The sequence below is a fragment of the Pseudomonas sp. MDT1-16 genome (genome assembly GCF_054898115.1).
The window spans coordinates 115724-138936 of record NZ_CM142717.1 but is presented as its reverse complement, the minus strand read 5'-3'; the positions used below and the strand labels follow the sequence as shown (position 1 = coordinate 138936).

Sequence of the window (23213 nt, the reverse complement as noted above, 5' to 3'; positions counted from 1 at the left end):
AATCAGAGGGAAATGCCATGGGAATTATTGGAACCATCTTTATCGGCTTGATCGTCGGCCTGCTGGCTAGGTTCCTGAAACCGGGCGATGACAACATGGGCTGGATCATGACCATCTTGCTCGGTATCGGCGGTTCGCTGGCGGCCACTTACGGCGGCCAGGCTCTGGGCTTCTATCAGGCCGGCCAAGGCGCAGGCTTCCTGGGTGCGCTGGTCGGCGCGGTGGTGTTGCTGGTGGTCTACGGCTTGATCAAAAAGAACTGATTCAAAGCGACAAAGCCCCCTCTGCTCCGCACGCAGAGAGGGCTAGAATGCTCGGCGTTGCACTGTCCTCTCCTTTGCCGAGCACCTCCATGCGCCGTCTTCTGTTCACGCTCCTTTTACTGGGTACGGGCCTTGCCCACGCCGGCGAACTGCCGGAAACCGACTGGCTCGAATTGATGCCCAAGTCGGACCAGAAAGCCCTCGAAGCCATGCCCGAAATCGACCACAACTCCCCCGAAGCCAATGGCACCTTTAATCAAAAGGGTGGCATGAAGCAGAGCAAGGGCTTACCGGCGGTGATGTATTCGACCAAAACCGTGCCGTCGATGAACGACAAGAACATCCGCATAGGTGGTTATCCGGTGCCGCTGGAGTCCGACGCCAAGGGCCGCAGCACGCTGTTCTTCCTCGTGCCGTATCCGGGCGCCTGCATCCACGTGCCGCCGCCACCGCCTAATCAACTGGTGTTGGTGCGTTATCCGAAAGGCTTGAAGCTGAATGACATCTATACACCGCTGTGGGTGACCGGCACGCTGAAAGTCGAGAAGGTCAACAACGACCTGGCTGACGCGGCGTATGCGCTGGATGCGGCGAAGGTGCGGGTGGTGCAGGAGTCGGATTTGTAGAAAATCTCAACTGTGGGAGCAAGCTTGCTCCCACAATGTTCTATGGTGTTGCTTATAAAGGTGCGCTGCCAATGCTCACGCCCAGCGTATGGCTGGCACCCGGCGCTAGCGTCACCACATCGTCCATCACATTCGCCGTTTCGATGCACAGCATCCGCTGCCAGCCATCGTCCGCCATGTCACTGAACGCCGCAGCGCGATCAATCCACGGGTTCCAGATCACCGCCGAGCGTGAACCGCTGCTGGTCAGCTCGATGCGCCGTTCCCAGGCCGGATCGACAATGCTCAGCTTTGCCGGGGTATTGAGGTAGATGCGATCAGTCTCGCCGGCAAAACGCAGATCGCCGGTCTGAGTGACGGTCTTCCAGTCGTCCAGCGTCTCGATATAACTCAAGCCATCCAGCCCTTCGACATGCACATTGCGTACATCGCTGACCGCGAAATAGCTGTGCAGCGCCTGGCTGATGGTGACGTTGTCAGTGCCCTGGTTATGGCTGGTCAGGCTGATGTGCAGTTGCTCATCCAGACGAATGCTCAGCTTCAAATCCACCTGATGTGGCCAACCTGGCAAACCGCCCTCAGGGTAGGGCAGAACAAACTCCACCTTCAGGCTTTCGCCCTCGGTTTCAATGCCGCCCAGTTCCCAGTCCATCGCCCGCACCAGCCCGTGGGCGGTCGGCGGTTCGTTGCTGACACGCATCGCTTGAACACTTTGCGGGTTGCGCGGCAAGTTACCGAACCACGGCCAGCACACCGGAACCCCGGCGCGGATGCTCTTGCCAGTCTTGAACACGGCCTCGTCGTTGAGCCAGATCAGCGGCGGTTGACCGGCCAATTGATAACTGAGGATGTGCGCGCCTTGCTGGGCGACCAGCAATTCGGCCTGACCGTGACGGATGCGCCAGCAGTTCAGTTCATCCAGTTTCACGGCTTCAACGTTGGGCGTGCTCATGGGGCAACTCTCGATCAGGAACAATGACTGCAATGGACCGCTGAAAGGTCGCAGTGTTTAACGAGCTCGTGACGGAACCGAACGGGTGCGGCCGCTGCCATCGATGGCGACGAACACAAACACGGCTTCGGTCACTTTACGCCACTCGCTGGACAGCGGATCGTCACTCCAGACTTCGACCATCATCTGAATCGAGCTGCGGCCGATTTCCAGCGCCTGGGTATAGAAGGAGAGCTGGGCGCCCACCGCTACCGGAACCAGAAACGCCATGCGGTCAATCGCAACGGTGGCCACGCGACCACCCGCGACTTTGCTGGCCATTGCGGTGCCGGCCAAATCCATCTGCGACACCAGCCAACCGCCGAAAATATCGCCAAAGCCGTTGGTTTCGCGGGGGAGCGCGGTAATTTGCAGGGCAAGGTCGCCTTGCGGGATTGGATCTTCTTGTTCGAGCTCTATCATGCCGGGGGTGCCTCTGACCCGTGACTCTTCATAGGTGTAGCGGGTGAATAGCCGTCTTACGGCTCCGCGCGCAAAGTGCCTGCGCTCGGTCATGCTGCGTTAAAAACAGGCTCGGACGCTCATTTACAGCAGTAAACTCCGCGTCCTCGCCTGTTTTTGCCTTGCCTGACCTTCGCTCGGCTACTTTGCGCACTGGAGCCTTGGAAAAACGATTCAGCCCCGAACATACTACGTTCGTCACGTTTTTCGTAAGGCGCCTAAAGGGAAACTCTGCGAAATCGGCTGACAGGTGCCAACGACGTTTTCGCACAGCAACCCCTTACAAGCAGGTGCAGGATTGCGAGTATATCGATCGGTAGACTCCGAGACGACCGTCCGGTTCTCATTTAGACCGTCAATTACGCGCCTCTATGTGCTTTTTCGAACAATTTGCTATCGTGCCGGACCTGCCCAAGCCTCCGCCAGCGTTGTTGGGGTTGCAGATCCGACTATAAGAGAAGCCTTGCCATGACCACCGCGCCCTCGAGCATTGCGCAGCCCACTCAGTCCGCACGTCCGCTGACCCGCAACGACTACAAGACTTTATCGCTGTCCGCCCTGGGCGGCGCGCTGGAGTTTTACGACTTCATCATTTTCGTGTTCTTCGCCACGGTGGTGGGCAAGCTGTTCTTCCCGGCCGACATGCCTGAGTGGCTGCGGTTGATGCAGACTTTCGGGATCTTTGCCGCCGGCTACCTGGCGCGGCCACTGGGCGGCATCGTCATGGCACACTTCGGCGACCTGCTGGGACGCAAGAAGATGTTCACCCTGAGCATTTTCATGATGGCGGTGCCGACCCTGATCATGGGGTTGCTGCCGACTTATGCGCAGATCGGCATGTGGGCGCCGATCCTGTTGCTGGTGATGCGGGTGATTCAGGGCGCGGCGATTGGCGGTGAAGTGCCGGGCGCGTGGGTATTCGTTTCCGAACACGTACCGCAGCGTCATATCGGCTACGCCTGCGGCACCCTGACCAGCGGTCTGACGGCTGGCATCCTGCTGGGGTCGCTGGTCGCCACCGCGATCAACAGCATTTACACCCCGGTGGAAGTCGCGGATTACGCCTGGCGGATTCCGTTCCTGCTGGGCGGCGTGTTCGGCCTGTTCTCGGTTTACCTGCGCCGCTGGTTGCACGAGACGCCGGTGTTCGCCGAGCTGCAACTGCGCAAGGCCCTGGCTGAAGAAGTGCCGCTGCGCGCCGTGTTGCGTGACCATCGCGGGGCGATCCTGATTTCCATGCTGCTGACCTGGCTGCTGTCCGCCGGCATCATCGTGGTTATTCTGATGACCCCGACCGTGCTGCAGACCGTCTACCACTTCTCGCCAACCACCGCGTTGCAGGCAAACAGCCTGGCGATCGTGTTTCTGAGCGTGGGCTGCGTCGCCTCCGGTGCACTGGCTGACCGCTTTGGTGCTGGTCGCATCATTGTATTCGGCAGTGCGCTGCTGCTGATCAGCTCGTGGACCTTCTATCACAGCCTGTTCAACCACCCTGACTGGCTGTTCCCGATGTACGCCTTGACCGGCTTCCTGGTCGGCACCATCGGTGCGGTGCCTTACGTGATGGTCAAAGCCTTCCCGGCGGTGGTGCGCTTCAGCGGTCTGTCGTTCTCCTACAACCTGGCTTACGCCATCTTCGGCGGCCTGACCCCGATGGTCGTCACTTTGCTGCTCAAGGAAAGCCCGATGGGGCCGGCCTATTACGTGGCGATCATTTGCGGTGTCGGGATTTTGGTGGGTGGGTATCTCTGGAAGAAGGGTCGATAACGCTAAACCGCCAGTAGTTAAGGCTTTCGCCAGTGCGAAAGCCTTACTCCACACTCGCCCGCCGGTAAACGTGCTCCATGCTCAAGCATATGGTCCAGAGCATCCGCAGCGTGCTTCGGTTGAATAACCTGATGCTCCACCATCAAATCGAGTAACCAGAGTGCGCCATGCACTTGTAACCCATCCCTCTGCGCTTGACGCCTTAACTTGCCATCTCCGGTGAGCAACGGCCGGCCTGTCTCTTGTGCGAGCAGGTAGCACGACACATCGGCTAATGAGCTGTTGTTGTGCTCTATTTTGAGATTGAACAGCCTGGTAACCCCCGGTTCGTCGAAGGATTCACAATCAATCCCCGACCGAGTAATTCGTCATGGGGGAAATCTTCGAGCTCATGCAGCACAAAATCTGTGCAGCAAAGAGTGAATGGCAGATTGAACATCTGCTCCAGCAGTCCTGCATTTCTGAAATCGATCCAGATATTCGTATCGCTGATGTAGATCAGGCTCATGCACTCTCCAGTGAGCCCAGAAAATTGGGGTCAAGAGCGCTCACTGGTTTGCGTAGAAGTTCGGCTGCACGGGATTTGGTGATCAACCCTTCCGCTAGCCCCCAGAACACCAACGATTCAAAACGTTGCGGTGGTTTGCATGGCAAGGGTTCAGGTTCGGCCTTGCGCCAGCCGTTCGCGCTGAATTGGATGGTCAGGGATTTATATCCACTATCGCTAAGGAGATTCAGATCCTTGAGGCGCCTCAATGCTGCATGCATCGAAATCCCGTATTGGCGCTTGGCGATGAGCAACTCGCGGGGATGGACGCGTGAGCGAGGGTGGCTACCGAAGTCACTGGTGACACCTTTAGCCGGGTAGAGGAACGCACCAGCGAAGCGATGGCAGCAGTTTTCCTTATCACGCTCGGGCATGTCGTCGGGTAATTGCATGACCCAATGGCCGAGTTCATGGGCCGCGGTAAAGCGTATGCGTTCGCCTGGGCGCTCTGCGTTCAGGGCGATCAAGACGTGGCGACCGTCACCGGTAGCTGCGCAGGCCCCATCGAAGTCAGCCGGCCCCATGAGCATCGCGACCTTGATGCTGTGCTCTTCCAGTTGCTCGGTCAGGTTGGAAATTGGATCGCTACCAATTCCCCAATATTCGCGTAGCGCCTCGGCAGCGTGTTCAGCTTCCTCGATAGAGGAGACCGGCAGCATTTGCGCAGGGGTGGCCGGAGTCTGGATGTCTACCGGGTCAAAGCATTCTTCCAGAGCAATGTAACGCTCAAGGTGTTCACGAATCTGTTCTTCGACTTGAACCTGGCGATACTTGGGCATCTTGGCAAGTTTACGAAACTCCAGCGGCGCAAGCGGCATCGCATCCGCACGGAAGAAGTATTCAGGATTGACCTGCAGCACCTTGGCCATTTGCAGCAGGCGCGCCGAGTTCGGGGTACTTAACCCTTTCTCGTATTTGCTCAGGCCTTGCTTGGTGATGTCGCCAAGCTGGAGCGCCAAGGCTTCCAGAGACATGCCTCGCAGAAGGCGAGCGCGGCGAATTCGGTCGTTGATCATGGGTTCCTCTCGTGGTTGACAAGGCTATCTTTTTGTTTTGATTTGTCAACCTTGCTTCAGTGTCTCGGCGCTTCTGTATTTCGAATGCTGGCCTTTCATCTAATTGTCATATTTCAGCCATAGAGTGTTCACACGGCCTGCTGATACTTGGCCCCGACTTAACACACCTATCTGCTAGGAGTAAGGCATGAAACTGAAGCGTTTGATGGCGGCAATGACTTTTGTCGCTGCTGGCGTTGCGACTGCCAACGCGGTTGCCGCTGTTGACCCTGCTATCCCGAGCTACACCAAGACCACTGGTGTGTCGGGCAACCTGTCCAGCGTCGGCTCCGATACCCTGGCCAACCTCATGACCCTGTGGGCTGAGAACTACAAAAAAGAATACCCGAACGTAAACATCCAGATTCAGGCTGCCGGTTCGTCGACCGCGCCACCTGCGCTGACTGAAGGCACCGCTAACCTGGGCCCGATGAGCCGCAAGATGAAGGACAACGAGCTGCAGGCCTTCGAAACCAAATATGGCTACAAGCCAACCGCTATTCCGGTTGCCGTGGATGCCCTGGCAGTGTTCGTGCACAAGGACAACCCGATCCAGCACATGACCATGGAACAAGTCGACGCGATCTTCTCGTCCACTCGTCTGTGCGGCGCTAAAACCGACGTGAAAACCTGGGGCGACCTGGGTGTGACCGGCGACCTGGCGAACAAGCCGGTTCAACTGTTCGGTCGTAACTCGGTATCGGGCACCTATGGCTACTTCAAAGAAGAAGCCTTGTGCAAAGGCGACTACAAGCCAAACGTCAACGAACAACCAGGTTCGGCTTCGGTCGTGCAGTCGATCAGCTCCTCGCTGAACGGCGTTGGTTACTCGGGCATCGGCTACAAAACCGCTAGCGTGAAGACGGTAGCTCTGGCCAAGAAAGGCAGCACCGAGTTCGTCGAAGACACCGAAGAAAACGCCCTGAACGGTAAGTACCCGCTGTCGCGTTTCCTCTACGTTTACGTCAACAAAGCCCCGAACAAGCCTCTGGCCCCGCTGGAAGCCGAGTTCGTGAAGCTGATTCTGTCCAAACAGGGTCAGGAAGTTGTAGTGAAAGACGGCTACATCCCACTGCCGGCCAAGGTTGCTGCAAAAGCACTGGCTGACCTGGGTCTGCAAGAAGGCGGCAACGTCGTAAAGAAGTAAAACCTTGAGTCCGGGATGATTTCCGGGCTCCAGTGGGAGCGGGTACGCCCGCTCCTACACCCCCAAATTTTTGATCCACTGCCAGTTCCCACTGGCGGCGGATTTGTTGCGTCACTGCATTGTCATCTTTCTGTCATACAGGACCGCTAGGGTGTGCGCATGAATGATCTGGCCAATTCCACCATGACTACTAATCCTCCCAAGCGAATTGATTTCAATACGCCTGAGCTGCAACGCAAGCGCCGCATCCGCGCGCTCAAAGATCGCCTGACCCGCTGGTACGTCCTCGTGGGCGGCCTTGCCGTTCTCGGCGCGATCACGCTGATCTTCTTCTTCCTCGCCTACATCGTCTTCCCTCTGTTCCAGGGTGCCGACCTGACGACCAAGGACGCCATCACGCCGGCCTGGATGCAAGACGCCGGCAAGCCGTTGATGATCTCACTGGAAGAACAGAACCAGGTCGCCATGCGCGTTTCCGACAAGGGGCAGGCGCTGTTCTTCGACATCGACAGTGGCGCCGAACTCAAGCGCGTCGATCTGCCGGTTCCGGCGGGTGCCAGCGTCACGTCCATCGGCGAAGACCAGCCCGGCCATCCATTGGTCGCGGTGGGTTTCTCCAACGGTCAGGCTTTGGTGTTCCGTCACACCTATAAAGTCAGCTACCCGGATGGCAAGAAGACGATCACGCCAGCCATCGAGTACCCGTACGGCGAAACCCCGATAGCGCTGAACGAGGCGGGCGGTGCGCTGGAGCATGTCAGCCTCAACGCCACCGACACCACGCTGATGCTCGTCGGCTCGACCGGTGCGCAACTCAATGTGCTGTCGCTGACCAGCGAAGAAAACATGATGACCGGCGAAGTCACCAACGAGCAGAAGCGCATCGAACTGCCGCAGATGACCGAGCCGGTGAACAATATCTTCGTCGACCCGCGCCAGCAATGGCTATACGTGATTAACGGTCGTGCCCAGGCCGATGTGTTCAGCCTGCGCGACAAGAGCCTCAACGGTCGCTACAAACTGCTTGAAGACGGCGAAACGCAAATTACCGCCAGTACTCAATTGGTAGGCGGTATCTCGCTTATCCTCGGCGATTCCAAGGGTGGTCTGGCCCAGTGGTTCATGGCCCGCGACCCGGATGGTGAACAGCGCCTGAAGCAGATCCGTACCTTCCAGATGGGCACCGCACCGATCGTTGAAATCACCGCCGAAGAACGTCGCAAAGGCTTCATCGCCCTTGACGCTGAAGGCAAGCTCGGCGTGTTCCACAGCACCGCTCACCGCACCTTGCTGGTGGATCAGGTGGTCGATGGCCAAGGCCTTTTCGGTATGTCGCCACGGGCCAACCGCATCATTGTGGAGCAGGGCGGCAAGCTGCAACCGCTGCTTCTCGACAACCCGCACCCGGAAGTTTCCTGGAGCGCGTTGTGGAGCAAGGTCTGGTACGAGAACTACGACGAGCCTAAGTACGTCTGGCAATCGACCGCCGCCAACACCGACTTCGAACCGAAGTTGAGCCTGTCGCCACTGACCTTCGGCACCCTGAAGGCCGCGTTCTACGCCATGCTGCTGGCCGCACCGCTGGCCGTCGCTGCTGCAATTTACACCGCATACTTCATGGCCCCGGGCATGCGCCGCAAGGTCAAACCGGTGATCGAATTGATGGAAGCGATGCCGACGGTGATCCTCGGTTTCTTCGCCGGCCTGTTTCTCGCGCCGTATGTGGAAGGGCATTTGCCGGGGATCTTCAGCCTGCTGATGCTCCTGCCGATCGGCATTCTGGTGGCCGGTTTCGTCTTCAGCCGCCTGCCTGAGTCCATCCGCCTGAAAGTGCCGGACGGCTGGGAAAGCGCGATTCTGATTCCGGTGATTCTGTTCGTGGGCTGGCTCTCGCTGTACATGAGCCCGTACATGGAAACCTGGTTCTTCGGCGGCGACATGCGCATGTGGATCTCCCACGACCTGGGCATCACCTACGACCAGCGCAACGCACTGGTGGTCGGTCTGGCCATGGGCTTCGCGGTGATCCCGAACATCTACTCCATCGCCGAAGACGCCGTGTTCAGCGTGCCTCGAGGATTGACCCTCGGTTCTCTGGCCCTCGGTGCCACGCCGTGGCAGACCATGACGCGGGTGGTGATCCTCACCGCCAGCCCAGGCATCTTCTCGGCGTTGATGATCGGCATGGGCCGTGCGGTCGGTGAAACCATGATCGTGCTGATGGCCACCGGTAACACCCCGGTCATGGAAATGAACCTGTTCGAAGGCCTGCGCACCCTGGCCGCCAACGTCGCGGTGGAAATGCCCGAATCGGAAGTCGGCGGCAGCCACTACCGCGTGCTATTCCTCTCGGCGCTGGTGCTGCTGTTGTTCACCTTCGTCATGAACACCCTCGCGGAGCTGATTCGTCAGCGTCTGCGCAAGAAATACTCGTCGCTTTAAGAAAGGTAGAAGTCTGTGAAACAGAACTCCCTGAACGGATGGTTCAAGAGCGGCGCCCCCGGCGTCTGGATCAGCGGCGGCGCGGTGTCCATCGCGGTCATCATGACCATTGGCTTGCTGGCGGTGATTGCCGTGCGCGGTCTGGGTCACTTTTGGCCGGCGGACTTGATTCACGCCAGCTACGACGTGCCGGGCCAGGCCAATCACCTGGTCATCGGCGAGATCGTGCAGAAAGAAGAAGTGCCGCGCGAGCGCCTGAAAAGCGCTGGCCTGCCGGTGCCCGATCAGGGCCCGGAGTTCATGACCCGCGAGCTGATCAAGGTCGGCAACCGTGACTTGAACGGCAACGACTTCACCTGGATCGTCGGCGAGTGGCTGACTAACCAGAAGACCCCGCCTGAGTTGATGGCCATTGAGCGTCGCGAGTGGGGCAATTTCTACGGGTATCTGGTCAACGTCAAACAGGATGGCAAGGTCATCGCTGAAGGCGAGGCTGCGTGGCCTGAGTTGCAGGCCCGTGTCGATCGTGTCAACAAACTCGCGGCACAGCTCAAGAGCCTGGAAAAAACCGACATCGGTGCGATCAACGCGGGTCTTGAACGCGTCCGTCTGCACGGCCGCAAACTGGAACTGGCTGGCCAACTCGATGCCACCGCACAAGCGGACATGGAATCCGAGCGCGCCGAACTCAACGCTCGTTATCAAGACATCGAAGTCCGCCTGAACGACCTGCACGCCCAGTTCAATCGCGACAGCCTGACGGCCCGCGATGCAAACGGCAAAGAGATTGAAATCGGCATCGGCAAGGTGGTTCACGCTTATCAGCCGAACGCGATGGGCACCTTCACCAAGATCGGTTTCTACTTCAGCAAGATGTGGGAATTCCTCAGCGACGACCCGCGTGAAGCGAACACCGAAGGCGGGATCTTCCCGGCGATTTTCGGCACTGTGATGATGACCCTGATCATGGCGATGGTCGTGACGCCGTTCGGCGTGCTGGCGGCGGTCTACCTGCGTGAGTATGCGAAACAGAACACCATGACTCGTCTGATCCGCATCGCGGTGAACAACCTGGCGGGCGTTCCGGCTATCGTCTACGGCGTGTTCGGTCTGGGCTTCTTCGTCTACGTACTCGGCGGTTCGGTCGACCGGTTGTTCTTCCCGGAAGCGCTGCCGGCACCGACCTTCGGTACGCCGGGTCTGCTCTGGGCGTCCCTGACCCTGGCTTTGCTGGCGGTGCCGGTGGTGATCGTGGCCACCGAAGAAGGCCTGGCGCGGATTCCTCGCACCGTGCGTGAAGGCTCGTTGGCCCTCGGCGCGACCAAGGCTGAAACCTTGTGGAAGATCGTGCTGCCAATGGCCAGCCCGGCGATGATGACCGGCATGATCCTCGCCGTGGCTCGCGCCGCCGGTGAAGTGGCGCCGCTGATGCTGGTGGGTGTGGTGAAACTGGCACCGTCGCTGCCACTGGACGGTAACTACCCGTACCTTCACCTGGATCAGAAGATCATGCACTTGGGCTTCCACATCTATGACGTCGGCTTCCAGAGCCCGAACGTCGAGGCCGCGCGGCCGCTGGTGTACGCCACGGCGCTGCTGCTGGTGCTGGTGATCGCTACGCTCAACCTGTCAGCCGTATACATCCGGAACCACCTGCGCGAGAAGTACAAAGCGCTGGACAGCTGATTACCGCTGCTCCCTGTAGGAGCCAGGCTTGCCGGCGAAGGCGATTTCAAGGACGCCTTCGCGGGCAAGCCTCGCTCCTACAGAGTGGCAACACCGCTGGCCCATTTTTGTGAGGCCAGCGGCCAACCGAACCGAATTTGTTAGCACAGGGAGCCTCCCATGCAGCACGAACCACATACCCACGGCATCAACATGTCGGCCTTGGGCCGCGATAAACAGAGCTTGAGCCTCGAGCAGGAAACCGTCGCCATCGAAGTACCAGGCCTGAACCTGTTCTACGGCGACAAACAAGCGCTGTACGACGTCAGCCTGAACATCCCGAAACAGCGCGTGACCGCCTTCATCGGCCCGTCCGGCTGCGGTAAGTCCACGCTGCTGCGTACGTTCAACCGCATGAACGACCTGGTGGATGACTGCCGTGTCGAAGGCGCGATCAACCTCTACGGCAACAACATCTACCGTAAGGGCGAAGACGTGGCCGAGCTGCGTCGTCGCGTTGGCATGGTGTTCCAGAAGCCAAATCCGTTCCCGAAAACCATCTACGAGAACGTGGTCTACGGCCTGCGCATTCAAGGCATCAACAAGAAGCGCATCCTCGACGAAGCCGTCGAGTGGGCGTTGAAAGGCGCTGCGCTGTGGGACGAAGTCAAAGACCGTCTGCATGAATCGGCACTCGGTCTGTCCGGTGGTCAGCAACAACGTCTGGTGATCGCTCGCACCATCGCCGTGGAGCCAGAAGTGCTGCTGCTCGACGAACCGTGCTCGGCACTCGACCCGATCTCCACGCTGAAAGTCGAAGAGCTGATCTACGAACTGAAATCGAAGTTCACCATCGTCATCGTGACCCACAACATGCAACAGGCCGCGCGGGTTTCCGACTACACGGCGTTCATGTACATGGGCAAACTGGTGGAATTCGGCGACACCGATACCCTGTTCACCAATCCGGCGAAGAAGCAGACCGAAGACTACATCACTGGTCGCTACGGCTAGGAAGCTGTTGTTGCTCACTGAACTGACGCTGCGGTCCACCGCACCTTACCGGACGCTCCAAGGACGCCAACATGATTAGTAAAGAAGGCCTTACTCACCACATTTCCGCGCAGTTCAACGCCGAGCTCGAGGAAGTGCGCAGCCACCTCCTGGCCATGGGCGGGCTGGTGGAAAAGCAGGTCAACGACGCGGTGACCGCGCTGATCGAGGCCGACTCCGGTCTGGCCCAGCAGGTTCGCGAGATCGACGACCAGATCAACCAGATGGAACGCAACATCGACGAAGAGTGCCTGCGCATTCTGGCCCGTCGACAGCCTGCGGCGTCGGACCTGCGTCTGATCATCAGCATCTCCAAGTCGGTGATCGACCTGGAACGCATTGGCGATGAAGCGACCAAAATCGCCCGTCGCGCCATCCAGCTGTGCGAAGAAGGCGAAGCCCCACGCGGCTACGTCGAGGTTCGCCATATTGGCGACCAGGTCCGTAACATGGTTCGCGATGCGCTGGACGCCTTTGCCCGCTTCGACGCCGACCTGGCGTTGTCGGTGGCGCAGTACGACAAGATCATCGACCGTGAATACAAAACCGCGCTGCGCGAACTGGCCACCTACATGATGGAAGACCCGCGCTCTATCTCGCGGGTCTTGAGCATTATCTGGGTGCTGCGTTCGCTGGAACGGATCGGCGACCACGCGCGCAATATCTCGGAGTTGGTGATTTACCTGGTGCGCGGCACCGACGTGCGTCACTTGGGTCTCAAGCGCATGAAAGAAGAAGTTGAAGGCACAAGTGGCGAAACCGCTAATGTTCCGGGTAAAGCTGACGATAAGTAAGATTGCCTGAGAAAAGCGCCCGGCCTTCTGGCCGGGCGTTTTTGTTTTTGGTAATGAATTCGAAAGCAGCACCCGCGAACGAAAAGTCCCGGCGTGACTGAAGGTTTTTGGCAATGTGCCATCAGCAAAGCGGTATGCTTGCCGGGATTTTTTAAAGGGGTGATGGATGAGTAAGGTCAGTGTGTTGGTCGTGGACGACGCGTCGTTCATTCGTGACCTGGTGAAGAAGTGTTTGCGCAACTACTTCCCGGGGATCCGGATCGAAGACGCGGTCAACGGCAAGAAGGCTCAGGCGATTCTGGCGCGTGAAGCGTTCGACCTGGTGCTGTGCGACTGGGAAATGCCGGAAATGTCCGGGCTGGAACTGCTGACCTGGTGCCGCGAGCAGGACAACCTCAAGACCATGCCGTTCGTGATGGTGACCAGCCGGGGCGATAAAGAGAACGTGGTCCAGGCGATCCAGGCCGGGGTTTCCGGCTACGTCAGCAAGCCGTTCACCAACGAGCAACTACTGACCAAGGTCAAGCAGGCCCTGAACAAGGTCGGCAAGCTCGACACCTTGATGAACAGCGCGCCGACCAAAATGAACTCGGCGTTCGGCAACGATTCCCTGAGCGCCTTGACGGGTGGCAAGGCTGCCGTGATCGCACCCGCAGCGGCGCCGGTCAACCCGTTCGCCAAACCTGTGGCCGCCGCGTCAGCCCCGGCGGCTGCTCCGTCTCGCGGTCTGCTCAACAGCCCGCCGATCAAGCCTCCAGCGTCCTCTGCAGCACCCACTGGCGGTCGTGGCCAGGGCCAACTGCGCCTGCCGAACGGCATTCAGCAATGTGTGATCAAGGCCTTGAGTCTCAAGGAAGCACTGCTGGTGGTGAAGCGCACCGATACGCTGCCGCAAGTGCTCGACAGCGCCGTGCTCGACCTGGAGCAGGGCGATAACGCCGAAACCGCCCGCTTGAACGGCTACCTGCACGCCATCGTCGCCCACGAGCAGAAGCCCGACAGCGAGTGGCTGCAACTGACCTTCCGCTTCGTCGATCAGGATGCGCAGAAGCTCGACTACATCTCCCGCCTGATTGCCCGTGGCACGGCGCAGAAGCATTTCGTGCCCGGCGCGTAATTTGTACCGCTGATCGTTCCCACGCGCTGCGTGGGAACGATCATTTGAAACATCTGCCGACTACCCGGGTCCATTGCAGCTGCTAGGCTCCTACCCAGGCCTTACTCGACAGAATCTTGCCCATGCTCGCGCGCCTGCTGTTTTTCTGTGGTCTTTTTATGGCATCCACCTCAGCGACGGCCATGACGATCTACAAGTCCACCGACGCCAATGGCGTGGTCTCCTACAGCGACCGCCCCACGACAGGCTCCAAGGTGTTCGTTTTTCGTGATCGCATGGTCGAGAATCTTGAGCGTCAGGTGTACGTCGTCATTACGAAAAAGAAGGGCGTGGACAGCGTTTACGTGCGCAATGACCTGTATGCACCGGTAGAGATCGAATTGAGCTTCGGCGGGCTGAAAAACGTCAGCGGTGCGCCGAGCCGACCGATTCGTCGGGTGATGCCGGCACGCAGCAGTATTCGTCTGGCGCTGCTCACGGCCACGCACCCCGAAAGAGCGCTCGCGTATACCCCAAAGTTCGAGTATTCCCTGGGCGATCCCTCAGGGTCCGCCATGGCCTATCGATACCCGTTGCCCTGGCGCGGCGGACCGTTTCGGCTGAGTCAGGGGGTTAATGGTCAGTACAGCCACTTCGGTCCAAAGAACCGCTACGCGATGGACATCGCCATGCCCGAAGGCACGCCGATCATCGCGGCGCGAGGCGGGGTGGTGGTGAAAACCGAAAATGCTCAGACCGGACGCGGCACCGATCCGTCGGGCAATTTCGTGCGGGTGCTGCACAATGACGGGACCATGGGCGTGTACCTGCACCTCAAGCAAGGTTCGGTGAGCGTTCGCGAGGGGCAACGGGTGTCGGTGGGCACCGCGTTGGCGCTGTCGGGCAACACCGGCAACAGCAGTGGGCCGCACCTGCATTTTGTGGTGCAGCGCAATACCGGGTTGGGGCTGGTGTCGATTCCGTACCAGTTCAATCAACCGGTAGGCGCGTTGCCCAACTTTGCGTTGGGCAAGCAGTGAGTCAAAGGTTGATGCTCAATCGAGCATCAACACCTTGGCCAGAATAATTTTCGGCCCTTTCATCTTCTTGATGATGATCCGCAAGCCTTCGACTTCCAGCACTTCCTCCTCCTCCGGCACCCGTTTCAGGGTTTCGTAGACCAGCCCGGCGAGGGTTTCGGCTTCGATGTGGTCCAGGTCGATGCCCAGCAGGCGTTCGACCTTGAACAGCGGCGTATCCCCACGCACCAGCAGCTTGCCCGGCTGGTACGCGAGGATCCCGCGTTCAGCCTTGCGGTGTTCGTCCTGAATATCGCCGACCAGCACTTCCAGCACGTCTTCCATGGTCAGGTAGCCGATGATGTTGCCATCAGCTTCTTCAACCAGGGCGAAGTGCGAGCCGCCCTTGCGAAACTGTTCCAGCAGATGCGACAGCGGCATGTGACGAGAGACGCGCTCCAGCGGACGGGTCAGTTCGGCGAGGTTGAACGACTCGGGAATGTGGTCCAGGGCCGCCAGTTCCAACAGCAAATCCTTGATGTGCAGCAGGCCGACAAACTCCTGACTATCGCTGTCGTACACCGGATAACGGCTAAATTTGTGGCGACGGAACATCGCCAGGATTTCCTTCAGCGGCGCATTGAACTCCAGCGTCACCAGGTCTTCCCGGGAGTTCGCCCAGTCGACCACTTCCAACTCGCCCATTTCCACCGCCGAGGCCAATACGCGCATGCCTTGGTCGCTAGGGTCCTGGCCACGGCTGGAGTGCAGGATCAGTTTCAGTTCTTCACGGCTGTAATGGTGTTCGTGATGAGGGCCGGGTTCACCTTGGCCGGCGATCCGCAGAATCGTGTTGGCACTGGCATTGAGCAGGTAAATGGCCGGGTACATCGCCCAGTAGAACAGGTACAGCGGCACGGCCGTCCAGAGCGACAGCAACTCGGGTTTGCGGATGGCCCAGGATTTCGGGGCCAACTCGCCGATCACAATGTGCAGGTACGAAATGATGAAGAACGCCGTGAAGAACGACACGCCTTTGACCACTTCGGCGGACTCTACGCCAACGGCGCTCAGCACCGGCTCGAGAATGTGCGCGAATGCTGGCTCACCGACCCAGCCGAGGCCGAGGGAGGCGAGGGTGATGCCCAATTGGCACGCCGACAGATAAGCATCGAGCTGACTGTGAACGGTGCGCAGGATGTGTCCGCGCCAGCCGTTTTTTTCAGCGATGGCTTCGACCCGGGTCGAGCGCAATTTGACCATGGCAAATTCCGCCGCAACGAAAAAGCCGTTGAGCAATACCAGGATCAGAGCAAAAAGAATCATGCCGAAATCGGCGAAGAGTGTCGCGAGGGTCAAGCCAGGGGAAGGGTCCATGATGGAGTTTTGCGGGTTCCGTGTATTCGAAAGGAAAGAAAAAAGTGCGCCTGAAGGGCAGGCACAAGTCAGCCAATGTAGCGGCTGACCGGGCGATTGCCTAGTGGTGAGTGCTGGCCGGTATCAGTCGGTGGCGCTGATGACTCGGGATTTTGTGACTTGGGCTGGCGGAAAGTGGCAGGTGAAGGTGCTGCCGTGGCCCGGCAAACTGCTGATTTCCATTCGCGCGCGGTGGCGCAGCAGCACGTGTTTGACGATCGCCAGCCCGAGCCCCGTGCCACCGGTGTTGGAGTTGCGGCTGGAATCGACACGGTAGAAGCGTTCGGTCAGGCGCGGCAGGTGTTTGCTGTCGATGCCGATGCCGGAGTCCTGCACGCTCAGGTGTGCACCTTGCTCATCACCCCACCAGCGAATGCGGATGTTGCCTTCGGCCGGTGTGTATTTCACCGCGTTGAACACCAGATTGGAAAATGCGCTGCGCAATTCGGCTTCGCTGCCCTTGAGCAGAATCGTCGGGTCGGCTTCCAGCGTGATCGTCTGGTTACGCTGACCGGACAGCTGCTGAGCGTCGCTCTTGATCGATTGCAGCAAACCGTCGATGGCCACCGGCTGGTTGTCCGACGGGTAATCGGTGGCTTCCAGTTTGGCCAACAGCAGTAAATCGTTGAGCAAGGTTTGCATGCGTCCGCCTTGCTGTTGCATCTGCTGCAAGGCACGGGTCCAGCGCGGGTTCACTTCCTCGACGTTGTCGAGCAGGGTTTCCAGATAACCGCAGATCACTGTCAACGGCGTGCGCAGTTCATGGGAGACGTTGGCGATGAAGTCCTTGCGCATCTGTTCCAGCTGATGGATACGCGTCACGTCGCGTACCAGCATTAAATGTTCGTTGTTGCCGTAGCGGGTGATGTACAGCTGAATGCGCAGGCGATCATTGGTCGGCGACGGGATTTCCAGCGGCTCGGCGTAGCTGTTCTGCTCGAAGTATTCTTTGAAGCTCGGATGGCGTACGAGGTTGGTCACCGGCTGGCCGCTGTCTTGCGGCGTCTTGAGGCCGAGCAGGGTTTCGGCGGCGCGGTTCCACCATTCGAGGTTGCCGTCGCTGTCGAGCATGATCACCGCGTCTTTCAGCGCGGCGGTGGATTCCTGGACCCGGTCGATCACCGCTTGCAGTCGCCCGCGCACCCGTTGGTCGCGGCGTTGCAGGTGGTAGATGCTGTCGAACACTTCGCCCCACAGGCCATAGCCATCGGGCGGTGCTTCATCGGATTTGTGCAGGCGCAGCCACTCGTGCAGACGCAGCAGTTGCTTGAGCGTCCAGGCCAGGTAAAGGCCCAGGCCCGCGGCGAGGCTCCAGCCGTAGTAGCCGGAAATCAGGCCGATCACCAGGCAGGTGGTGACCAGCAACAGCATGTGGCGAATCAGGATGCCATGCCAGTTTTGGTTCACGGAAAATATGCGTCCTTGTCAGCGAGTCTGGCGGTCAGCTCAGGCCTTGGTGGAAAACCGGTAGCCGGTGCCGCGCACGGTTTGTACCAGATTTTCGTAGGCGTCGCCGAGGGCTTTGCGCAGGCGACGGATGTGCACGTCGACGGTGCGCTCTTCGACATAGACGTTGCCGCCCCAGACCTGATCCAGCAACTGGCCACGGGTGTAGGCGCGCTCCTGGTGGGTCATGAAGAACTGCAGCAGGCGGTATTCGGTCGGACCCATCTCGGCGGGTTTGCCGTCGATGGTCACACGGTGGCTGATCGGGTCCAGCAGCAGGCCACCGACTTCGATCGGCGTCTCGCCATCGGTAGGGCCGGCGCGGCGCAGCACGGCCTTTAGGCGCGCCACCAGCTCTCGTGGGGAAAAAGGCTTGGTGATGTAGTCATCGGCGCCGACTTCCAGGCCCTGGATCTTGTTGTCCTCTTCGCCTTTGGCGGTGAGCATGATGATCGGGATGTCCCCGGTCAGCTCATCGCGCTTGAGGCGCCGGGCCAGCTCGATGCCGGACGTGCCGGGCAGCATCCAGTCGAGCAGGATCAGGTCCGGCTTGCGGTCAACGATGATGGCGTGGGCCTGCTGGGAGTTCTCAGCCTCCAGGCAGTCATAGCCGGCCATTTCCAACGCAACGGCGATCATCTCGCGAATGGGCGCTTCGTCGTCGACGATCAGAATGCTCCTGCCAACCATGCCTTTAATCCTCTTGTCATTTAACTGTCTTGCGCCGCATTAGATAACGGAATTATTGCAGTCGTGTGACAGTATTTTAGTCGCCCTGCGATTGTTGTGATCCTGAACTAAGCTCTAATTCCGAATCCTGACAACCACAAAAGGAAGGTTTCCATGAAGCAATACTCGCAATCCATCAAGGCTCTGATGCTGACCGCGGCCCTGGCGTTGCCATCGATGGCCTTCGCGGCTGAGCCAGCAATGATGAAAGACGGAATGATGGTCGATCATAAGGGTATGACGGTGTACACGTTCGACAAGGATGCTGGCGGCAAGTCAATGTGTAACGATGATTGTGCCAAGAACTGGCCGCCAATGATGGCTCCGGCGGGTGCAAAGGCCGAAGGCAAGTGGAGCGTTATCAAGCGCGATGACGGCACGAGTCAATATGCCTACGACGGTAAACCGCTTTACACGTTCGTGAGTGACAAAAAACCCGGTGACATGGTAGGCGACAAAATGAAGGACGTCTGGCACGTCATCACCAATACCGGACCGAAGAAGTAAGCGAGTCCAGAAACCACAAACCTGCCCCCATGCCGGGAGCAGGTTTGATTCAACGCAACCCGTAATCCAGCACAATCCCGACAAAAATCGCCAACCCGGCCCAGTGGTTGTGCAAAAAAGCCTTGAAGCAACGCATCCGGTCCTTGCCGCGGGTGTACCAGAACTCCCACGCAAAACAGCCCGCTGCCGCCAGCAATCCCAAGTGGAACCAGCCGCCGAGCTCAAATTTCGACCCGGCCAACAGCAAGCAACCCAACGCCAACCCTTGCAGCGTCAGGATGATCACCCGGTCCGCTTCGCCAAACAGAATCGCCGTGGATTTAACGCCGATTCTCAGATCGTCGTCGCGGTCGGTCATGGCGTAATAGGTGTCGTAGCCCACCGTCCACAGCAGGTTGGCGATCCACAGCAGCCAGGCGGCCGCTGGCAGTTCACCAGTCTCGGCGGTGAATGCCATCGGCATGCCCCAAGAGAACGCCGCGCCCAGCACCACTTGCGGGTAATAGGTGTAGCGCTTCATGAACGGGTAAGTGAAGGCCAGAGCCAAACCACCGAACGACAGCCAGACCGTCGTGGCATTGGTGCACAGCACCAGCAAAAAGCTCACGCCCATCAGCAGCGCGAAGAACACCAGGGCTTCTTTGGAACTGATCTTGCCGCTCACTAATGGCCGCTGTTCAGTGCGCTTCACGTGGCCGTCGACTTTGCGGTCCGCCCAGTCATTGATTACGCAGCCGCCGGCACGGGTCAGCACCACGCCAAGGACGAAAATGACGATGTTGGCCAATGATGGCGAGCCTTTACCGGCAATCCACAATGCCCACAGGGTTGGCCACAGCAGCAGATAAATGCCGATCGGCTTGTCCATGCGGGTCAGCTGAACGAAATCCCAGGCCCGTGGATTCAAGCGATTCAGGGACTTGAGCAGGCTCTGGTACATCAGCAATTCTCCGGATGGGCGCGGGTAGCGTTCCACAGGGTCGGCAAGAAAATTTCGGACACCAGCACGCTCAAGGCGCCGCGGTCGAAACGCGAGCGCCGGCCCCAGAGTTCAGGTGCCCGAGACTCCATCGGCAGCCACTGTTGAGGATAGTGACAAACCTCGATAGCACGGCGCTGAAACGCTTGATCACAAAACAGCAATTCGCCCAGAGAGCGGCTGCCCAATTCGTCCATGTGCAAACCGTCGCCCTGCAACGCGCTGCGCGCCGCCACACTGCGTGCAAACACCCAGGCCTCGCCGTGGCCGCGCAGATACACCTCGCGAACCCAGCCCTCGCTGCCTTCGGCCAGATCCAGTGCGGCACATTCGTCGGCGCGCAGGGGCTGCCAGCCTTCGAAGAGTGGCGTGACGCTGAAGCCGTCATTCGACAAACGGATCAGCCGTCGGGTCAGAGAGCCTTCGTCGAACAGCCAGTCGAGGGTGGACGTGTCGGGGAGGGGCGTCAGTTGGCTTTCAGGGAGCCAGAGCGGGGTCATGGTGGGGGATTTTGAGTGCGGCACAGTGAGTCATTATTGGCAGCAAATGAGGTGGCGAGCTTACCATGTCAGCCGGCGATTTTGATTGATCCGGCCAGCCGTCGCGTCGAACAGGCTTGCATCTGCCGGGCCCGATCAGTACAAAACGCCCCTGAGCCGGACGGCAGCGCTCCAACCATTGACCGTTCGCGCCGGCAAAAGCCTGAATTCTGAGGATGTATGTGAATGAAAAAGTGGCAATGTGTGGTCTGCGGCCTGATTTATAACGAAGCCGACGGCTGGCCGGATGACGGCATTTCGCCGGGCACCCTGTGGCAGGACGTGCCGGAAGACTGGCTGTGCCCGGACTGCGGCGTGGGCAAGATGGATTTCGAAATGATTGAAATCAACTAAGACATTTAGAGGAGTAGGGAATGAACGCACCTGTCGTGATCGTCGGCACCGGGCTGGCTGGCTACAACCTGGCCCGGGAGTTTCGCAAACTCGATGGCGAAACCCCGCTGCTGCTGATTACTGCCGATGACGGACGCTCCTACTCCAAGCCGATGCTTTCCACTGGTTTTGGCAAGAACAAAGACGCCGATGGCCTGAGCATGGCCGAACCGGGCGCCATGGCCGAGCAATTGAAGGCCGAGGTGCGCACGCACACACGCATCAGCGGCATTGACCCGGGCCACAAGCGCTTGTGGATCGGTGAGGAATCGGTGATTTACCGTGACCTGATCCTCGCTTGGGGCGCGGAAACCGTGCGGGTGCCGATCGAAGGCGATGCGACTGACGCCGTTTTCCCGATCAACGACCTGGAAGATTACGCACGCTTTCGCGCAGCGGCGGCCGGCAAACGTCGGGTGTTGTTGCTCGGCGCCGGTCTGATCGGCTGCGAGTTCGCCAACGACCTGATCCTCGGCGGCTACGAGGTGCAACTGGTTGCACCGTGCGAGCAAGTCATGCCGACCTTGCTGCACCCGGCGGCGGCCGCTGCGGTCCAGGCCGGGCTGGAAAGCCTCGGCGCACGCTTCCACCTCGGGCCGGTGCTCAATCGCTTGCAGCGCGTGGCTGGCGGCCTGGAAGCGCATCTCTCTGACGGTCAGGTGATTCCTTGTGACGTGGTTGTTTCGGCCATTGGTCTGCGTCCGCGCATCGACCTGGCGGCCGCTGCCGGTGTGCAGGTCAATCGCGGGGTGGTGGTCGATCGTCACCTGAAAACCTCCCACGCCAACATCTACGCTCTGGGCGACTGCGCCGAGGTCGATGGGCTGAATCTGTTGTACGTGATGCCCCTCATGAGCTGTGCGAGAGCGCTGGCTCAGACCCTCGCCGGAAACCCGACGGCGGTGAGTTATGGCCCGATGCCCATCACCGTGAAAACCCCGGTTTGCCCATTGGTGGTTTCACCACCGCCACGGGGTTTCGAAGGCGTCTGGACGGTCGAAGGGCAGGGCGCGGACATCAAGGTATTGTGCCGCGATGCCAGCGGCAAACTGCTGGGATATGCCCTGACAGGCGCGGCGGTGATGGAAAAACTGGCCCTGAACAAAGAGCTTCCGGCACTGCTGGCGTAAATACCGGTCGTTCTGTCGGAATCACCCCTCTTTTGCCACTACAAAGGTCGCGCCGAGACTGGCGCGGGTCTTCCGTGCATGCCATTCTCACTCCCGTCTGCCGCAGAGTAGAGCACCTGCGGCGCTTTGGGCGCTGTTCCAACGAGGACAGCACGGACATAACAACAAAAAACCGTCAAAGGGGCTTCACTAACATGCGTAAACCAGAACTCGCCGCTGCAATTGCTGAAAAAGCAGACCTCACCAAAGAGCAGGCCAACCGCGTTCTCAACGCCGTTCTCGAAGAAATCACCGGCGCTCTGCACCGCAAGGACAGCGTCACGCTGGTGGGCTTCGGTACCTTCCTGCAACGCCATCGCGGTGCCCGCACCGGCAAAAACCCGCAAACCGGTGAGCCGGTCAAAATCAAGGCCAGCAACACCGTCGCCTTCAAGCCAGGCAAGTCGTTGAAAGACAGCGTCAATCCATAATTGCTGCAAGTACCTCGAATACTGAGGGGAAAACGGTAATGAAAAGAATGGGCACGCCGATTGAATCGGGTGCCCGTTTTTTTTGCCTTTTTCCACGGCTGCCGGCATCAGCAATGGCTGGATGGCTGGTGTATCGGCGTTGGGGTGAACGTAAGCGCCCGTCGCTGTCGTATTCGCTGCGGGTGCTGATCTGGCCTTGGGTGCGCAGCACTTCGCGGTGCAGACGATCACGTTCGAAGTCGCTGATGACCTGGCCGTCGAGGTTGATTTGGTGGAGGTGGCCACTGCCGTAATACAGGCGATGGGACAGCAGTCACCGACGTTATCTGCGCGTCATAGGTGCAGCTGGTTTAATCGCAATAAATGTATAAGTTAAAATTTTCATCGTAGGTATTGTTTAGGAATTTGATTAAGTCATTCAGTTCGCTTGAATTTGTTTTGCCGGTTTTCATTGCTTTTTCAATTTCAATTATTAGAGGTTTTATTTCCCCAAAAAGAATGCAGGTGTCGGAGTAGTAATCGGAAAATTTATGTATTTTGGGGAAGTCTTTTTTGGGTTTTGCGATGCTCAGCAGAATATCGTGTGCGTTTTCACTCAGAGAAAATATGGGGGTTTTTTCATTGATATTTTTTTGACTTTCTGAAGCCATAAAGTCGAGCGGCATAGGGGTACCTAA

24 protein-coding genes and 1 pseudogene are annotated in these 23213 nt (G+C 58.9%); 14 read left to right on the top strand and 11 right to left on the bottom strand.

Annotation, left to right across the window (positions count from 1 at the left end):
- Positions 1–17 precede the first annotated feature (17 nt).
- Entirely contained in the window at positions 18–263 is a 246-nt protein-coding gene (locus ACYZT3_RS00610; protein WP_462031286.1) for a GlsB/YeaQ/YmgE family stress response membrane protein, read from the top strand.
- Between the two features lie 89 nt (positions 264–352).
- Positions 353–889, top strand: coding sequence for a DUF3299 domain-containing protein (locus ACYZT3_RS00605; protein ID WP_282376337.1), 537 nt, complete (start codon positions 353–355; stop codon positions 887–889).
- 52 nt (positions 890–941) lie between these two features.
- Here ACYZT3_RS00605 and ACYZT3_RS00600 read toward each other — a convergent pair whose 3' ends face one another.
- Together ACYZT3_RS00600 and ACYZT3_RS00595 are read right to left on the bottom strand one after the other, a co-directional pair.
- On the bottom strand, positions 942–1841 hold the full coding sequence (locus ACYZT3_RS00600) for a D-hexose-6-phosphate mutarotase (protein ID WP_462031285.1): 900 nt from the start codon (positions 1839–1841) through the stop codon (positions 942–944).
- A gap of 57 nt (positions 1842–1898) precedes the next feature.
- On the bottom strand, positions 1899–2303 hold the full coding sequence (locus tag ACYZT3_RS00595; RefSeq protein WP_010566936.1) for an acyl-CoA thioesterase: 405 nt from the start codon (positions 2301–2303) through the stop codon (positions 1899–1901).
- Between the two features lie 507 nt (positions 2304–2810).
- On the opposite strand from ACYZT3_RS00595, the gene ACYZT3_RS00590 reads away from it, so the two are divergent.
- A complete protein-coding gene (locus ACYZT3_RS00590; protein WP_462031284.1) occupies positions 2811–4109 on the top strand; it encodes an MFS transporter in 1299 nt (432 codons plus the stop codon).
- Positions 4110–4401: 292 nt separating this feature from the next.
- Here ACYZT3_RS00590 and ACYZT3_RS00585 read toward each other — a convergent pair whose 3' ends face one another.
- Both ACYZT3_RS00585 and ACYZT3_RS00580 read right to left on the bottom strand, forming a co-directional pair.
- Positions 4402–4617 carry a PIN domain-containing protein gene (locus tag ACYZT3_RS00585; protein ID WP_282376334.1) on the bottom strand — a complete coding sequence of 72 codons (216 nt, stop codon included), beginning with the start codon at positions 4615–4617 and terminating at the stop codon, positions 4402–4404.
- Positions 4614–5672, bottom strand: coding sequence for a helix-turn-helix domain-containing protein (locus ACYZT3_RS00580; protein WP_462031283.1), 1059 nt, complete (start codon positions 5670–5672; stop codon positions 4614–4616). The genes ACYZT3_RS00585 and ACYZT3_RS00580 overlap by 4 nt, the downstream gene beginning before the upstream one ends.
- Positions 5673–5859: 187 nt before the next feature.
- On the opposite strand from ACYZT3_RS00580, the gene ACYZT3_RS00575 reads away from it, so the two are divergent.
- The 7 genes from ACYZT3_RS00575 (at position 5860) to ACYZT3_RS00545 (ending at position 14948) form a co-directional block, all read left to right on the top strand.
- Positions 5860–6858, top strand: coding sequence for a phosphate ABC transporter substrate-binding protein PstS (locus ACYZT3_RS00575; protein WP_131062509.1), 999 nt, complete (start codon positions 5860–5862; stop codon positions 6856–6858).
- 408 nt (positions 6859–7266) lie between these two features.
- Positions 7267–9300 carry an ABC transporter permease subunit gene (locus tag ACYZT3_RS00570; protein WP_462032438.1) on the top strand — a complete coding sequence of 678 codons (2034 nt, stop codon included), beginning with the start codon at positions 7267–7269 and terminating at the stop codon, positions 9298–9300.
- Positions 9301–9315: 15 nt separating this feature from the next.
- Entirely contained in the window at positions 9316–10986 is a 1671-nt protein-coding gene (gene pstA, locus ACYZT3_RS00565) for a phosphate ABC transporter permease PstA (RefSeq protein WP_282376330.1), read from the top strand.
- Between the two features lie 159 nt (positions 10987–11145).
- Positions 11146–11979, top strand: coding sequence for a phosphate ABC transporter ATP-binding protein PstB (gene pstB, locus ACYZT3_RS00560; RefSeq protein ID WP_282376328.1), 834 nt, complete (start codon positions 11146–11148; stop codon positions 11977–11979).
- A 71-nt stretch (positions 11980–12050) separates the two neighbouring features.
- Positions 12051–12812, top strand: coding sequence for a phosphate signaling complex protein PhoU (phoU, locus tag ACYZT3_RS00555; protein ID WP_008150055.1), 762 nt, complete (start codon positions 12051–12053; stop codon positions 12810–12812).
- 166 nt (positions 12813–12978) lie between these two features.
- Positions 12979–13929, top strand: a complete 951-nt coding sequence (locus ACYZT3_RS00550) for a response regulator (protein ID WP_282376324.1) — start codon at positions 12979–12981, stop codon at positions 13927–13929.
- 122 nt (positions 13930–14051) lie between these two features.
- Positions 14052–14948 (top strand): peptidoglycan DD-metalloendopeptidase family protein, encoded by an 897-nt coding sequence (locus ACYZT3_RS00545; RefSeq protein WP_282376322.1) that lies wholly within the window; start codon positions 14052–14054, stop codon positions 14946–14948.
- A 15-nt stretch (positions 14949–14963) separates the two neighbouring features.
- On the opposite strand, the gene ACYZT3_RS00540 is transcribed toward ACYZT3_RS00545, so the two are convergent.
- The 3 genes from ACYZT3_RS00540 to phoB all read right to left on the bottom strand — a co-directional run bounded on the left by ACYZT3_RS00540 (position 14964) and on the right by phoB (position 18479).
- Complete coding sequence (locus ACYZT3_RS00540) at positions 14964–16304, bottom strand: hemolysin family protein (RefSeq protein WP_462031282.1); 1341 nt, start codon at positions 16302–16304, stop codon at positions 14964–14966.
- 123 nt (positions 16305–16427) lie between these two features.
- Positions 16428–17714: a phosphate regulon sensor histidine kinase PhoR gene (phoR, locus tag ACYZT3_RS00535; RefSeq protein WP_462032437.1), complete on the bottom strand. Its 1287-nt coding sequence runs from the start codon at positions 17712–17714 to the stop codon at positions 16428–16430.
- A gap of 75 nt (positions 17715–17789) precedes the next feature.
- Positions 17790–18479 (bottom strand): phosphate regulon transcriptional regulator PhoB, encoded by a 690-nt coding sequence (gene phoB / locus ACYZT3_RS00530; protein ID WP_008150066.1) that lies wholly within the window; start codon positions 18477–18479, stop codon positions 17790–17792.
- 153 nt (positions 18480–18632) lie between these two features.
- Here phoB and ACYZT3_RS00525 point away from each other — a divergent pair, with 153 nt between their 5' ends.
- Complete coding sequence (locus ACYZT3_RS00525) at positions 18633–19025, top strand: COG4315 family predicted lipoprotein (RefSeq protein ID WP_282376318.1); 393 nt, start codon at positions 18633–18635, stop codon at positions 19023–19025.
- Between the two features lie 49 nt (positions 19026–19074).
- Here the strand turns inward: ACYZT3_RS00525 and ubiA are convergent, their stop codons facing one another.
- On the bottom strand, positions 19075–19965 hold the full coding sequence (gene ubiA, locus ACYZT3_RS00520; protein WP_282376316.1) for a 4-hydroxybenzoate octaprenyltransferase: 891 nt from the start codon (positions 19963–19965) through the stop codon (positions 19075–19077).
- A complete protein-coding gene (locus ACYZT3_RS00515; protein WP_462031281.1) occupies positions 19965–20504 on the bottom strand; it encodes a chorismate--pyruvate lyase family protein in 540 nt (179 codons plus the stop codon). Before ACYZT3_RS00515 ends, ubiA begins: the two co-directional genes overlap by 1 nt.
- A gap of 225 nt (positions 20505–20729) precedes the next feature.
- Between ACYZT3_RS00515 and ACYZT3_RS00510 the strand changes: the two genes are divergently transcribed.
- From ACYZT3_RS00510 to ACYZT3_RS00500, 3 genes are all read left to right on the top strand, one after another.
- Complete coding sequence (locus ACYZT3_RS00510; protein ID WP_282376312.1) at positions 20730–20897, top strand: rubredoxin; 168 nt, start codon at positions 20730–20732, stop codon at positions 20895–20897.
- Between the two features lie 20 nt (positions 20898–20917).
- A complete protein-coding gene (locus ACYZT3_RS00505) occupies positions 20918–22066 on the top strand; it encodes an NAD(P)/FAD-dependent oxidoreductase (RefSeq protein WP_462031280.1) in 1149 nt (382 codons plus the stop codon).
- A 194-nt stretch (positions 22067–22260) separates the two neighbouring features.
- Positions 22261–22536: an HU family DNA-binding protein gene (locus tag ACYZT3_RS00500; protein ID WP_003213368.1), complete on the top strand. Its 276-nt coding sequence runs from the start codon at positions 22261–22263 to the stop codon at positions 22534–22536.
- A gap of 123 nt (positions 22537–22659) precedes the next feature.
- Here ACYZT3_RS00500 and ACYZT3_RS00495 read toward each other — a convergent pair.
- Positions 22660–22840, bottom strand: a pseudogene (locus tag ACYZT3_RS00495) (hypothetical protein); the annotation flags it as partial.
- Positions 22841–22886: 46 nt separating this feature from the next.
- On the bottom strand, positions 22887–23201 hold the full coding sequence (locus tag ACYZT3_RS00490) for a hypothetical protein (protein ID WP_282376305.1): 315 nt from the start codon (positions 23199–23201) through the stop codon (positions 22887–22889).
- Between the last annotated feature and the right edge of the window lie 12 nt (positions 23202–23213).

Excerpts from the sequence above, each read along its gene's own strand:
- ACYZT3_RS00610 (WP_462031286.1), top strand. The coding sequence starts at position 18 with ATGGGAATTATTGGAACCATCTTTATCGGCTTGATCGTCGGCCTGCTG.
- ACYZT3_RS00605 (WP_282376337.1), top strand. The coding sequence starts at position 353 with ATGCGCCGTCTTCTGTTCACGCTCCTTTTACTGGGTACGGGCCTTGCC.
- ACYZT3_RS00600 (WP_462031285.1), bottom strand. The coding sequence starts at position 1,841 with ATGAGCACGCCCAACGTTGAAGCCGTGAAACTGGATGAACTGAACTGC.
- ACYZT3_RS00595 (WP_010566936.1), bottom strand. The coding sequence starts at position 2,303 with ATGATAGAGCTCGAACAAGAAGATCCAATCCCGCAAGGCGACCTTGCC.
- ACYZT3_RS00590 (WP_462031284.1), top strand. The coding sequence starts at position 2,811 with ATGACCACCGCGCCCTCGAGCATTGCGCAGCCCACTCAGTCCGCACGT.
- ACYZT3_RS00585 (WP_282376334.1), bottom strand. The coding sequence starts at position 4,617 with ATGAGCCTGATCTACATCAGCGATACGAATATCTGGATCGATTTCAGA.
- ACYZT3_RS00580 (WP_462031283.1), bottom strand. The coding sequence starts at position 5,672 with ATGATCAACGACCGAATTCGCCGCGCTCGCCTTCTGCGAGGCATGTCT.
- ACYZT3_RS00575 (WP_131062509.1), top strand. The coding sequence starts at position 5,860 with ATGAAACTGAAGCGTTTGATGGCGGCAATGACTTTTGTCGCTGCTGGC.
- ACYZT3_RS00570 (WP_462032438.1), top strand. The coding sequence starts at position 7,267 with ATGCAAGACGCCGGCAAGCCGTTGATGATCTCACTGGAAGAACAGAAC.
- pstB (WP_282376328.1), top strand. The coding sequence starts at position 11,146 with ATGCAGCACGAACCACATACCCACGGCATCAACATGTCGGCCTTGGGC.
- phoU (WP_008150055.1), top strand. The coding sequence starts at position 12,051 with ATGATTAGTAAAGAAGGCCTTACTCACCACATTTCCGCGCAGTTCAAC.
- ACYZT3_RS00550 (WP_282376324.1), top strand. The coding sequence starts at position 12,979 with ATGAGTAAGGTCAGTGTGTTGGTCGTGGACGACGCGTCGTTCATTCGT.
- ACYZT3_RS00545 (WP_282376322.1), top strand. The coding sequence starts at position 14,052 with ATGCTCGCGCGCCTGCTGTTTTTCTGTGGTCTTTTTATGGCATCCACC.
- ACYZT3_RS00540 (WP_462031282.1), bottom strand. The coding sequence starts at position 16,304 with ATGGACCCTTCCCCTGGCTTGACCCTCGCGACACTCTTCGCCGATTTC.
- phoR (WP_462032437.1), bottom strand. The coding sequence starts at position 17,714 with ATGCTGTTGCTGGTCACCACCTGCCTGGTGATCGGCCTGATTTCCGGC.
- phoB (WP_008150066.1), bottom strand. The coding sequence starts at position 18,479 with ATGGTTGGCAGGAGCATTCTGATCGTCGACGACGAAGCGCCCATTCGC.
- ACYZT3_RS00525 (WP_282376318.1), top strand. The coding sequence starts at position 18,633 with ATGAAGCAATACTCGCAATCCATCAAGGCTCTGATGCTGACCGCGGCC.
- ubiA (WP_282376316.1), bottom strand. The coding sequence starts at position 19,965 with ATGTACCAGAGCCTGCTCAAGTCCCTGAATCGCTTGAATCCACGGGCC.
- ACYZT3_RS00515 (WP_462031281.1), bottom strand. The coding sequence starts at position 20,504 with ATGACCCCGCTCTGGCTCCCTGAAAGCCAACTGACGCCCCTCCCCGAC.
- ACYZT3_RS00510 (WP_282376312.1), top strand. The coding sequence starts at position 20,730 with ATGAAAAAGTGGCAATGTGTGGTCTGCGGCCTGATTTATAACGAAGCC.
- ACYZT3_RS00505 (WP_462031280.1), top strand. The coding sequence starts at position 20,918 with ATGAACGCACCTGTCGTGATCGTCGGCACCGGGCTGGCTGGCTACAAC.
- ACYZT3_RS00500 (WP_003213368.1), top strand. The coding sequence starts at position 22,261 with ATGCGTAAACCAGAACTCGCCGCTGCAATTGCTGAAAAAGCAGACCTC.
- ACYZT3_RS00490 (WP_282376305.1), bottom strand. The coding sequence starts at position 23,201 with ATGCCGCTCGACTTTATGGCTTCAGAAAGTCAAAAAAATATCAATGAA.